This window comes from Lysinibacillus sp. GJ-1, assembly GCF_021166035.1.
In the GTDB taxonomy this organism is placed as follows: Bacteria; Bacillota; Bacilli; order Bacillales_A; family Planococcaceae; genus Lysinibacillus; species Lysinibacillus sphaericus.
Genome location: NZ_CP088912.1, coordinates 2,921,258 through 2,933,842, shown reverse-complemented (window position 1 = coordinate 2,933,842; position 12,585 = coordinate 2,921,258). Strand labels below are relative to the sequence as shown.

Below are 12,585 nucleotides of genomic sequence, written 5' to 3'. Positions count from 1 at the left end.
ATAAGGAGGAATAACATATGGCTCAAAATTATGATGTTGTTATTTTAGGGGAGGGACAGGTGGCTACGTTGCAGCAATCCGTGCGGCACAATTAGGCTTAAAAACAGCTATTGTGGAACGTGAACGACTTGGTGGTACTTGTCTACATAAAGGCTGTATTCCGAGTAAAGCATTACTTCGAAGTGCTGAAGTATATCGTATGGTCAATAAAACCGCGAGTGAATTTGGCGTAGACATTACAGGTGTTACCTTGCAGTTCAATAAGGTGCAAGCGCGCAAACAAGCAATAGTAGAGCAATTAAGCCAAGGTGTGAATACACTGATGAAAAAAGGCAAAATTGATGTTTATGAAGGAACAGGTCGAATTTTAGGACCATCTATTTTCTCACCAATGCCAGGTACTATATCAGTAGAGATGCGCAATGGTGAGGAAAATGAAATGCTTGTTCCTACCAATGTTGTCATTGCAACAGGATCAAAGCCACGAGGAATGGCAGGATTAACGGTTGATGGGAAGTATGTCATGAATTCTGACCATGCATTGCAAATGGAAGAATTACCGACTTCATTATTGATTGTTGGTGGTGGTGTAATCGGCATCGAGTGGGCATCTATGCTTTGTGATTTTGGAGTAGCTGTAACTGTAATTGAATACGGTCCTACGATTTTACCAGCTGAGGATGCGGATATTGTAAAAGAAGTGACAAAACAGCTTGAAAATCGTGGTGTGCGCATTGTGACGAATGCTCGGTTAAATACAGATAGCTTTAAAATAGAAAATGATAACGTTTTCATTTCGGCGAAGCTTCAGGATAATGAGGAACAATTTGAAGCAGAGAAATTATTGCTTTGTGTTGGACGTGAAGCAAATATACATGGCATTGGTTTAGAAAATACCGATATTGAAATCGACAACGGCTTTATTCAAGTACGCGATTCTTATCAAACAAAGGAATCACATATGTATGCCATTGGAGATGTAATCGGTGGTTTACAATTGGCGCACGTTGCCTCACATGAAGGCTTGTCCGCTATTGAACATATTGCGACAGGAAAAGTAGCGCCGTTAGATGTTTTGCAAGTACCGAAATGTGTGTATTCCTTCCCAGAAGTGGCTAGTATCGGTTTAACGGAAAGTGCTGCTCGCGAAAATGGTCATGTATTAAAGATTGGTAAATTTCCTTTTAAAGCAATAGGTAAGGCGCTAGTTAATGGAGAATCAGATGGTTTTGTTAAAATAATAGCCGATGAAAAAACGGACGATATTTTGGGTATTCATATGGTAGGGCCGCATGTGACAGATTTAATAGGAGAAGCTTCATTAGCGAAATTATTAGATGCAACTCCTTGGGAAATTAGTCAAGCAATCCATCCACATCCATCATTAAATGAAGTATTAGTGGAGTCAGCTTTAGCTGTCGATAAGCGAGCTATTCATTTTTAATGCGTTTATAGACATTACGCCGAATTGTAACAAATAAAAAGACCGACATAAATTGTGATACTAAAGGAGCTTGTGCGCAAAATACAGGCACTTTAGCACGTTTTCTAATGCGAAAGGGGTGTTCATATGCAAGACGTTCAACTGAAACATGAAGATTTAGGGTTAACGAATGAAGAAGTCCTTGCTATGTTCGAAACGATGTTAATGGCAAGAAGATTAGATGAGCGCATGTGGTTATTAAACCGTTCAGGTAAAATTCCATTTGTAATTTCTTGTCAGGGACAGGAGGCTGCACAAGTTGGAGCAGCATTTGCGCTAGATAAAAATAAAGATTATATTGCACCGTATTATCGAGATATGGGTGTAGTTTTACATTTTGGTATGACGCCAAAAGAGCTGATGTTATCAGCATTTGCAAAGGCTGAAGATCCAAACTCTGGCGGCCGCCAAATGCCCGGGCATTTTGGGCAAAAGAAAAACCGCATTTTGACTGGTTCTTCACCCGTAACAACACAAGTACCGCATGCTGTTGGGGTGGCGCTTGCGGGGCGCTTGCAAAAGGAGGATTTCATCGCCTTTGTTACGTTAGGAGAAGGTTCTTCCAACCAAGGTGATTTCCATGAAGGGGCAAATTTTGCCGGTGTGCATAAACTACCAGTCATTATAATGGTAGAAAACAATCAATATGCTATTTCAGTACCAGTGGAACGTCAGTTAGGTTGTGCAAAAGTATCCGATCGTGGTATTGGCTATGGCATGCCAGGCGTAACAGTAGACGGCAAATGTCCACTGCAAGTTTATAAGGTTGTCAAAGAGGCGGCAGAACGCGCTCGTAGCGGTGAAGGGCCAAGTTTAATAGAAACGGTGACATTCCGTTTAACTGCACACTCTTCGGATGATGATGATCGTCAATACCGTACAGCAGAAGATATCGCGGAAGGCAAAGCGAAGGATCCGATTGTATTGTTTGAGAAGTATTTACAAGATGCTGGCATTATGACGGAATCTCTTCGTACTGAAATAGAAGAGCGTGTGATGGCCGTAGTAAATGAAGCGACGGACTATGCAGAGGCAGCTCCTTACGCTAAACCAGAGGAAGCCTTGAAGTACGTATATGCACCAGTGGACGGAGGTGACGTGTAATGGCAGTAATGTCTTATATTGATGCGATTACATTAGCGATGAAGGAAGAAATGGAACGAGATGAACGAGTTTTCATTTTAGGAGAGGACGTTGGTCGTAAAGGCGGCGTTTTCAAAGCAACTACGGGTCTTTATGAGCAGTTTGGGGAGTATCGTGTGTTAGATACACCGCTTGCGGAAAGTGCGATTGCAGGAGTTGGTATTGGCGCGGCAATGTACGGCATGCGTCCAATTGCTGAAATGCAGTTTGCAGACTTTATAATGCCTGCTGTGAACCAAATTGTATCGGAAGCTGCGAAAATCCGTTATCGCTCCAATAATGACTGGACTTGTCCTATAGTAGTCCGTGCTCCTTTTGGTGGTGGGATTCACGGAGCGCTTTATCATTCACAATCGGTAGAAGCACTTTTTGCTGGAACACCCGGTTTGAAAATTGTTATTCCTTCCACTCCGTATGATGCGAAAGGCTTGTTAAAGGCAGCAATTCGTGATGAAGACCCGGTATTATTCTTTGAACATAAGCGTGCGTATCGCCTAATCAAAGGGGAAGTCCCATTAGACGATTATACATTACCAATCGGCAAGGCAGATGTGAAGCGAGAAGGGGAAGACGTTACGGTCATTACGTATGGTCTAGCCGTTCATTTTGCTTTACAGGCAGCCGAGCGTTTAGCGGCAGATGGCATCTCTGTCCATATTTTAGATTTACGTACAGTGTATCCGTTAGATAAAGAAGCTATTATTGAAGCGGCAAGTAAAACAGGAAAAGTATTGCTTGTAACAGAAGATAACAAGGAAGGCAGTATTATAAGTGAGGTTGCGGCCATTATCGCAGAACATTGCTTATTTGACCTTGATGCGCCTATTCAACGTTTAGCTGGACCAGATGTACCTGCAATGCCCTATGCGCCTACAATGGAAAAGTTTTTCATGATAAATCCTGAAAAAGTAGAGCGGGCATTGAGAGATTTAGCTGCATTCTAAAAATCTCCTCAGGAGATGCATATCTAATTAGTAGTCTCTTTTGAGTAGGCTTAAAGGCTTGCGAAAAAAAGTTGAAGCTTCTCAAAATAGTTATCTCGAATTTTGCAATGGCATGCCGTACATGGACAATTCAAAATTCGGGTTGACTAGATGGGGGCGTAATTGATGGGAGGAAAAGATAATGGCGATTCAAAGCATTACGATGCCACAGCTCGGTGAAAGCGTAACAGAAGGTACAATCGAAAAATGGCTCGTACAACCAGGTGATACAGTAAAAAAATATGATCCATTAGCAGAAGTTGTGACGGATAAAGTAAATGCAGAAATCCCATCTTCTTTTGAAGGGGTCATTACAGAACTACTTGCAGAAGAAGGGCAAACGTTACCAGTTGGAGCAGTGGTTTGTTCCATTGAAATCGCAGGTGACGGTGAAGTGCCAGCGTCTCCACCAGTGAAAAAGTCAACAGTAAGTGCTGCAATATTAAATGCAGGGATTCAGAAAAAACAAGAGTCTCCGAAGGAAGTTACTGCACCTATTGCATCAGCAAATTCAGTGAGACAGCAAAAAAACCGCTATTCGCCTGCTGTACTTAGACTGGCGCAAGAACATGATATTCCACTTGAGCAAGTTGTTGGTACAGGAGAGGGGGTACGTATTACACGAAAAGATCTACAACAACTCATTGACGCAGGAAATATACCAACGCCAAAAGATGTAACACCTTCTGAGCCAGTTGCAGTTGCAACAACGGCTAGTAGCCAACCTGTTGCCGCTGTCGAAACACCAACAAAACCAATCGCATCCTCGCCAGTGTTGCAAACAGGCGACATTGAAATTCCGGTAACGAATGTGCGCCGTGCCATTGCGAATAATATGGTACGTAGTGCTCAAGAAGTCCCACATGCTTGGATGATGATGGAAGTTGATGTAACGGATTTAGTGGCTTATCGGGATAGTATAAAGATGGACTTTAAGCAAAAGGAAGGTTTTAATATTACCTACTTTGCGTTCTTTGTAAAGGCCGTTGCACAAGCTTTAAAAGAGTTCCCAATGATGAACTCTATGTGGGCGGGTGATAAAATTATCCAAAAACATGACATAAATATTTCCATTGCGGTAGCAACAGACGATGCACTTTTTGTCCCTGTTATAAAACACGCTGATGAAAAGTCCATTAAAGGGATTGCTAAAGAAATTCACGAGCTTGCCCAAAAAGTGCGCACAGGAAAACTGACAATGGACAATATGCAAGGTGGTACTTTTACAGTTAATAATACGGGTGCTTTCGGTTCTGTGCAGTCGATGGGTATTATTAATTATCCGCAAGCTGCCATCTTACAAGTGGAAAGTATTGTAAAAAAACCAGTTGTTTTACCTGGTGGAATGTTTGCAGCACGCGATATCGTAAATTTATGTTTATCTTTAGATCATCGTGTATTAGATGGATTAGTTTGTGGTAAATTCCTAAATAGAGTAAAAGAAATACTCGAAAATACAAATAAATCTTCGACGTCAGTCTACTGATGACTTGTCGGAAACCTGTTGTATAACGGTTTCCGATTTTTTTTTGCTTTTCGAGTCGCAATTTGTCATGTAGAATAACAAATAGAAACTACTAAGGGGGGAAGCTGATTAAGCGTCCGCATGTCAAACAACATGAAAAATATTGAATTTGAAAAGCCGTCCTATTCAGAATGGCAAGATGCAGCAATCAAAGCTTTAAAAGGGAAACCATTCGAGTCTCTTTTAACGAAAACAAGTGAGGGTGTTACTTTAGAACCACTTTATACACAAGAAAGTTTAGTAGCAAAACTTGGAGATGAACTAGATAAACAAGTTGCCACAATCCGTTCCCTGCAAAATAGTCAAGTATTTCGTGTGGCACAGCAAGTTTATGCAGAAACAAGTGAAGCATTTTTCGCTCAACTTGATGATAGTTTAGCTCGTGGTAATGAGATTGTGACAATTGATAGCCGTGTAAACTTTGAATGGTCTGAAGAAATATTGGCACAACTAGCTCCTTATTTCTCTGAATATTCGTTTAAAATAACGGTAAAAGACGAGAATGATCCATTGTTAGCAGTATTTGACAACATCACAAATGAACAGCGTGAAACTGTGAATGGGTATATTGTAGCTAAAAACCCTATCAAGCTTGAAGGATTGCCAAATGTACGAACAATTAGTGCAAACACAGTAACTTACCATAATGAAGGCGCTAATGCCGTACAAGAATTAGCGTATGCACTTGCTATTGCAGCAAAATATGCAGAGCAAGAAGAAAACTTTGAAGCTTTTGCACAAAAATTTTATGTTTCATTTGCGATTGATACACAATTCTTCACAGAAATTGCGAAGTTACGTGCATTTAAAGTACTTTGGAAAGCGTTCTCATCCGCTTATGGTGTGGAAGAGAATGTGAAAATTCCAACGCTTGCGGAAACTTCTCTACGAAGCTTCTCGAAATTGGATGTTTACGTAAATTTACTACGTGCAGCAAATGAAGCGCTTTCTGGATTAATTGGCGGTGCGGATGTATTTACAGTTCACCCACATGATGCATTAACGAAGCCTACAGAACAATCCGTTCGTATTGCTCGAAATGTATCTTTAGTGTTAAAAGAAGAAACAAATGTTTTAAAAATAACAGATCCTGCCGGTGGTTCATACTTCATTGAATCATTAACAGCGGACTTCGTAAAAGAAGCTTGGGCATTATTCTTAGAAATTGAAGCTGCTGGTGGAATGGACGCGTATGCGGCATCCGGTAAATTGGCAGAAGCATTAGAAGTATCTTACCAAGCGCGAATTAAAGCGGCACAAACACGCAAACAATCGGTTATCGGTACGAATATTTATGCAAATCCAGCAGATGTACTTGAAAGTGAAACGAACCCATTATTTGCAGATGTGAAGCGTATTTCGATTCCGTTTGAGCAACTGCGAGCACAAATGACTGCTGCCAATGTGAAAACAGGAATTCTAGCATTAGGTTCACTAAAAAGTTCAAAACCTCGTGCAGACTTTGTATCTGGTTTCTTAAACACTGTTGGTCTAGTACCAGAAAAAAGCGAACCAGTAGCAACAGTTGAGGAAGCGCTCGCTTGGCTAAATACAACAGAAGCAAAATATGTTGTTATTGCAGGCAATGACGATACTACAAAAGAATTAGTACCAGCGATTTTAGCTAAAAAACCAGCAAACGTCATTGTAGACGTTGCAGGTAAATTTAAAGACGAAGAAGAAGCTTGGTTAGCAAATGGCTTAAACGGCTTTATTTTCGCAGGACAGAACATCATTGAAAAATTAAATTCAGTGTTCGCTAGCATGAAGGAGGTCCAACGATGAGCAAGCCTAATTTTAGTGCAATTGAAATCGAAAAAGTATTATCAACTGAAGCTCCTGCGGCGTCAGATGAAAAATTCATGACAAATGAAGGTATTGAAATTAAAGATATTTATACAAAAGATGACATTAAAGATGTGAAACATTTACATGATGTAGCTGGTATAGCACCGAATACACGTGGACCATACCCTACTATGTATGTTGCGCGTCCTTGGACAGTTCGTCAGTATGCAGGTTTCTCTACTGCTGAAGAATCAAATGCCTTTTATAAACGTAACCTTGCAATGGGTCAAAAAGGGCTTTCAGTTGCCTTTGACTTAGCAACGCACCGTGGTTATGATTCAGACCACCCACGCGTTACAGGTGATGTTGGTAAAGCTGGGGTTGCCATTGACTCTGTCGAAGATATGAAAATTTTATTTGATCAAATTCCGTTAGACCAAATGTCTGTATCTATGACGATGAATGGTGCAGTACTGCCAGTACTTGCCTTCTACATCGTTGCTGCTGAAGAGCAAGGGGTAACACCTGACCAGCTAGCTGGAACAATTCAAAATGATATTTTAAAAGAATACATGGTCCGTAACACATATATTTATCCACCTGCAATGTCGATGAAAATTATTGCGGACATCTTTGAATATACTGCGAAATTCATGCCGAAATTTAACTCTATTTCTATTTCGGGCTACCATATTCAAGAAGCAGGTGCTACAAATGATATTGAACTTGCCTACACGCTAGCCGACGGACTTGAGTATGTTCGTACAGGGTTAAAAGCGGGTATTGATATCGATGCCTTTGCACCACGTTTATCATTCTTCTGGGCGATTGGTATGAACTATTACATGGAAGTGGCAAAAATGCGTGCTGCACGCCGTATTTGGGCGCAAATGATGTCTACGTTCAATCCAAAAAATCCAAAGACATTAGCATTACGTACACACTCACAAACTTCTGGATGGTCTTTAACAGAGCAAGATCCATTCAATAACGTGACGCGTACATTAATCGAAGCCAATGCTTCTTCAATGGGGCATACGCAATCTCTTCATACGAACGCACTTGACGAAGCAATTGCTTTACCAACAGATTTCTCTGCACGTATTGCACGTAATACGCAGTTATTCTTACAAGAAGAAACAGCCATGACAAAAGTGATTGATCCATGGGGTGGTTCATATTATGTTGAAAAACTAACAGATGAAATCACTGAATCTGCTTGGGCGTTAATCGAAGAAATTGAAGAACTTGGTGGTATGGCAAAAGCGATTGAAACAGGTCTTCCAAAGATGAAGGTTGAGGAAGCTGCGGCGAAACGTCAGGCGAAAATTGACTCGAAATCAGAAACAATCGTTGGTGTGAACAAATATCGTCTGGACAAAGAAGAGCCAATCGACATTCTTGATATCGACAATACACTAGTACGTCAAAAGCAAATTGAGCGTTTAGATGCTATGAAAGCAGCTCGTGATGAGGCAGAAGTACAAAAACATCTTGCACGCTTAACGAAAGCAGCACAAGATGGTGAGGAAAACCTACTTGCAGTAGCGGTAGATGCAGCGCGTGCTCGTGCATCACTGGGAGAAATTTCTGATGCAATCGAAGTTGTATCTGGTCGTCATAAAGCCATCATCCGTTCCATTTCAGGCGTCTATTCTGCTAACTTCTCTGACGAAGAACAAATTACTGAAGTGAAAAATATGACAGATGAGTTCCTTGAAAATGAAGGTCGTCGCCCACGTATTTTAGTTGCGAAAATGGGACAAGACGGACATGACCGAGGTGCAAAAGTTATTGCAACTGGCTATGCTGACTTAGGGTTTGACGTAGATATTTCACCACTATTCATGACACCTGAAGAAACTGCGCAAATGGCTGTTGAAAATGACGTACATTGTATCGGCGTATCATCATTAGCAGCAGGTCACAAAACTTTAGTACCTGCATTGGTTTCTGAACTGAAAAAACTTGGGCGTGAAGATATTATCATTATCGTTGGCGGCGTTATTCCAGCACAAGATTATGAATTCCTTTATGAAGCAGGTGCTGTGGCGATCTTTGGTCCTGGTACAGTGATACCTGTATCTGCCATTAAAATTATTGAGGAAATCTATAAACGTTTAGGTTACGAGGAAGTGTCTAAATAATGGACAAAAACAAAGGGATGCAGGAAAGTGCTCTATTTGTCATGGGTGGCGTGGAAGCATCTCACGACGGTATGCAGTATGGTGTACCGAAAAAATTCCGAAAGAAAAAGGCGGACAACCTTAATATACTGGAGCTTGCACGAGATGTACGTGCAGGCTCACGTGTACAGTTGTCAAAAGCCATTACGCTCATTGAAAGTTCTAATAGTGCCCATAAAGCACAGGCTCAGGAGTTATTACAGGAACTTTTACCGCATACAGGCAACAGTGTTCGTATAGGGATTACGGGAGTACCAGGGGCTGGTAAAAGCTCTTTCATTGAAGCTTTCGGAACGATGTTATGTGAGATGGGTAAAAAAGTAGCGGTCCTTGCAATAGACCCGAGTTCTTCATTATCAGGGGGCAGTATTTTAGGCGATAAAACGCGCATGGAAGAACTGGTGAAAAAGCCGAATGCATTCGTTCGTCCATCACCGTCTGCTGGTACCCTGGGGGGTGTCCATAAGAAGACGCGCGAAACGATGCTTGTATGTGAAGCAGCGGGCTACGATGTCATTTTAATTGAGACAGTTGGTGTTGGACAGAGTGAAACATACGTCCGCGGTATGGTCGATTTCTTCCTGTTGCTCGTGTTAACAGGTGCAGGAGATGAGCTTCAAGGTATGAAAAAGGGCATCATGGAATTGGCGGATGCAATTGTTGTGCATAAAGCGGATGGTGACAATGTTCGACTAGCGAAAAAAACTGTTTCCGAATACAAGCAAATATTGCATTTCCTTCAACCTGCAACACCAGGTTGGATGTCTACTGCCATGCCAGTTAGTTCGTGGGAGAAAAAGGGACTCGATAAAGTATGGGATACAATCGGTGAATTTAGGCAAACGGTAGAAGCAAATAACTATTGGTCTATCCGACGTCAAAATCAAACGAGAGATTGGTTCCAATCTATGATTACGGATCATTTAATTGATGCATTTTACGGAGACCCAAATCGCAAGGAACAAGTGCAGTTACTAGAGCGCCAAATCCTCAATGGGCAATTAACAGTAACGCAAGGTGTAGATCGTTTATTTAGCGATGAGCAATCACAGAAATAATGTACGCTTTTATATGAGCATGTAGGTGCACAAAAGCATCACTTACTGCTATGATAGGAGATGTATGAGCGCTTTCAACCTAAAGTTATGCAAAGCAAATGAAGACAGCGCGAAATTGAAAGGAGCTATCGCTTTATGAATATGGATTACGATTTATTTATGCAAGAAATTTTAAAAACAGCACGTGCAGAAATTGAGGCTGCAGGATACGAGCAATTACGCACGCCTGAAGCTGTTGAAGAGGCGTTTGCTCGTCCAGGTACAACATTAGTTATGGTCAATTCAGTATGTGGCTGTGCAGGGGGCATTGCTCGTCCAGCAGCAGCGCAATGTGTGCATTACGATAAAAGACCAGATCATTTAGTTACTGTCTTTGCAGGTCAAGATAAAGAAGCGACAGCAGCTGCTCGTTATCACTTCGGTGAAGACCACTTACCATCTTCTCCATCATTTGTTCTTTTAAAAGATGGACAAGTCGTAGCAGAAGTGGGTCGCTATGAAATCGAAGGCCATGATCCAATGTCAGTAGTGACAAACTTACAAGCAAATTTTGAAGAATATTGTGAAGAGCTATAAAGTTTATTAACACCTACATGGTGCGCTCAACATAAGTTTAGCTTTTATTGATTTGACTAAAGTGACTAGTACACTTTAGTCAAATCCTTTTGGAATTTTTGTAATATTGGCTAAATATATGTGCAACACAATAAAAGTTTAAATAGATAAGATGAGCTTCTAATGAATAACTATTCGTTATGAATGCTGCAGGATGGGAGGCAGTCGACTTGAAGAAATTTTCAATCGGCTATCGTACATTAAAAACAGCAGTCGGAGCAGCAATCGCCATTGCGATTGCGCAGTATTTTGAATTGGCTTCATATGCTTCAGCCGGTATTCTAACGATTCTATGTGTGCAGCCAACAAAGAAAAAATCCCTTCATGCTGCTTATACTCGCTTTGTCGCAAGCATTATTGGAATGCTGTATGCATTTTTGAGCTTTGAGCTATTTTCTTATCACCCGTTAACATTAGCAGGAATGCTTGTATTGTTTATACCGACGATTGTTTCGTTAAAGGTGGCAGATGGCTTTGTATCAAGTGCGGTGATTATTATGCATATTTACGCAGCTAAGGGCTTTTCGTATGATTTGGTAACGAATGAGTTAGCCCTAATGGCTATTGGTTATGGTACGGGAATCGCCATTAATATGTATATGCCAGACATTCAAAAGGAATTAAATTACTATAGAGTTAAAATAGAGGAACTGTACAGTAAGATTTTTTTAGAAATTGCCAGCTATTTAAGACAGGGTGATACGTTATGGGATGGACAAGAACTGATTCAAGCAGTCAAAACGTTGAATGATGCAAAATCATTAGCCTTTAAAGATGTAGAAAATCATTTTACTCGTAGACAAAATGACTATTATGTCTATTTCGATATGCGTGAGCAACAGCTTGAAATTATTGAACGTGTTCTCCCGAAAATAACGGCATTACCTGTTATAGTACAAGAGGCGGAAATTGTGGCAGACTTTGTCCAAGACCTTGGGGAGCATGTCCATTCTGGAAATACGGCAGGTCGTTATAGGGAGAAATTAGAGTTAGCGAAAAGAGATTTTGCGAAACTACCTTTACCAACAAACCATCAAGAGTTTATTGCGCAAGCAGCGCTTTATCAATTCATTGAAGAAATGGATCGGTATTTAGAAATAAAGCAATCATTTAAGGGTTTAAAGGTAGAAAGAAAGCGCCCACAGTAGCGTGGACGCTTTGCATTTTCTTAAACTAGCATTGATAAACCGAATGCAAGAGATGAGATGACCATGATGGCAATCATGGCATAAACAACGACTTTTTGAAATTTTTTATTACTCATATGCTCGTTCGCTCCTTCTTTTCTTATAAATAGTTTAGCAAATCTGAAAAATTTCTCAAGTAGTAGAGTTTTGACAAAAAAATCTGTAAAATAGGTTATGTACCATAACAGAAGGAGATGTCACCATGGAGAGAGTAGACCATATTGGGATTGCAGTGCGCGATCTAGATGAACGCATTACATATTATACAGAAACTTTAGGTTTAAAGTTGCTGAAAGTGGAAGAGGTTGAATCTCAACAGGTTCGTGTTGCTTTTATTGACGCTGGCAATGTGAAAATTGAGTTACTTGAACCGATGAGCGAAAAAAGCGCTATTCACGGATTCATCGAAAAACGTGGCGAAGGCATTCACCATGTTGCATTCGGTGTAACAGGAATTCGTGAACGCATGGCAGAACTTCGTGAAAAAGGCGTGCGTCTTTTGTCGGAAGAGCCAGGACCAGGTGCAGGTGGCGCAGAGGTTGCTTTCATGCATCCTAAATCATCTTTCGGTGTGTTATATGAATTATGCGATAAAAGTGGAAAAGGGGAAAAGTGAT

At 40.8% G+C, this 12,585-nt stretch carries 10 protein-coding genes and 1 pseudogene; 10 read left to right on the top strand and 1 reads right to left on the bottom strand.

Annotated features, from left to right (window positions below; translation table 11 throughout):
• Positions 1 to 17 precede the first annotated feature (17 nt).
• The 9 genes and pseudogenes from lpdA to LO754_RS14470 all read left to right on the top strand — a co-directional run bounded on the left by lpdA (position 18) and on the right by LO754_RS14470 (position 11,929).
• Positions 18 to 1,444, top strand: a pseudogene (gene lpdA, locus LO754_RS14510) (dihydrolipoyl dehydrogenase).
• A 126-nt stretch (positions 1,445 to 1,570) separates the two neighbouring features.
• Positions 1,571 to 2,587, top strand: coding sequence for a thiamine pyrophosphate-dependent dehydrogenase E1 component subunit alpha (locus tag LO754_RS14505; protein WP_231784669.1), 1,017 nt, complete (start codon positions 1,571 to 1,573; stop codon positions 2,585 to 2,587).
• Positions 2,587 to 3,570: an alpha-ketoacid dehydrogenase subunit beta gene (locus tag LO754_RS14500; RefSeq protein ID WP_024361156.1), complete on the top strand. Its 984-nt coding sequence runs from the start codon at positions 2,587 to 2,589 to the stop codon at positions 3,568 to 3,570. The genes LO754_RS14505 and LO754_RS14500 overlap by 1 nt, the downstream gene beginning before the upstream one ends.
• A 181-nt stretch (positions 3,571 to 3,751) precedes the next feature.
• Positions 3,752 to 5,095: a dihydrolipoamide acetyltransferase family protein gene (locus LO754_RS14495; protein ID WP_231784668.1), complete on the top strand. Its 1,344-nt coding sequence runs from the start codon at positions 3,752 to 3,754 to the stop codon at positions 5,093 to 5,095.
• Positions 5,096 to 5,227: 132 nt separating this feature from the next.
• Positions 5,228 to 6,919 carry a methylmalonyl-CoA mutase family protein gene (locus tag LO754_RS14490; RefSeq protein ID WP_374116213.1) on the top strand — a complete coding sequence of 564 codons (1,692 nt, stop codon included), beginning with the start codon at positions 5,228 to 5,230 and terminating at the stop codon, positions 6,917 to 6,919.
• Entirely contained in the window at positions 6,916 to 9,069 is a 2,154-nt protein-coding gene (gene scpA, locus LO754_RS14485; RefSeq protein WP_024361153.1) for a methylmalonyl-CoA mutase, read from the top strand. The genes LO754_RS14490 and scpA overlap by 4 nt, the downstream gene beginning before the upstream one ends.
• Positions 9,069 to 10,166 (top strand): methylmalonyl Co-A mutase-associated GTPase MeaB, encoded by a 1,098-nt coding sequence (gene meaB / locus LO754_RS14480; RefSeq protein WP_024361152.1) that lies wholly within the window; start codon positions 9,069 to 9,071, stop codon positions 10,164 to 10,166. Before scpA ends, meaB begins: the two co-directional genes overlap by 1 nt.
• Before the next feature lie 135 nt (positions 10,167 to 10,301).
• Entirely contained in the window at positions 10,302 to 10,742 is a 441-nt protein-coding gene (locus LO754_RS14475; RefSeq protein WP_024361151.1) for a BrxA/BrxB family bacilliredoxin, read from the top strand.
• Positions 10,743 to 10,921: 179 nt separating this feature from the next.
• Positions 10,922 to 11,929, top strand: a complete 1,008-nt coding sequence (locus LO754_RS14470; protein ID WP_029747083.1) for an aromatic acid exporter family protein — start codon at positions 10,922 to 10,924, stop codon at positions 11,927 to 11,929.
• Positions 11,930 to 11,949: 20 nt separating this feature from the next.
• On the opposite strand, the gene prli42 is transcribed toward LO754_RS14470, so the two are convergent.
• Complete coding sequence (prli42, locus tag LO754_RS14465) at positions 11,950 to 12,045, bottom strand: stressosome-associated protein Prli42 (RefSeq protein ID WP_152490651.1); 96 nt, start codon at positions 12,043 to 12,045, stop codon at positions 11,950 to 11,952.
• A gap of 125 nt (positions 12,046 to 12,170) precedes the next feature.
• Here prli42 and mce point away from each other — a divergent pair, with 125 nt between their 5' ends.
• Complete coding sequence (gene mce, locus LO754_RS14460; RefSeq protein WP_069513106.1) at positions 12,171 to 12,584, top strand: methylmalonyl-CoA epimerase; 414 nt, start codon at positions 12,171 to 12,173, stop codon at positions 12,582 to 12,584.
• Position 12,585 lies beyond the last annotated feature (1 nt).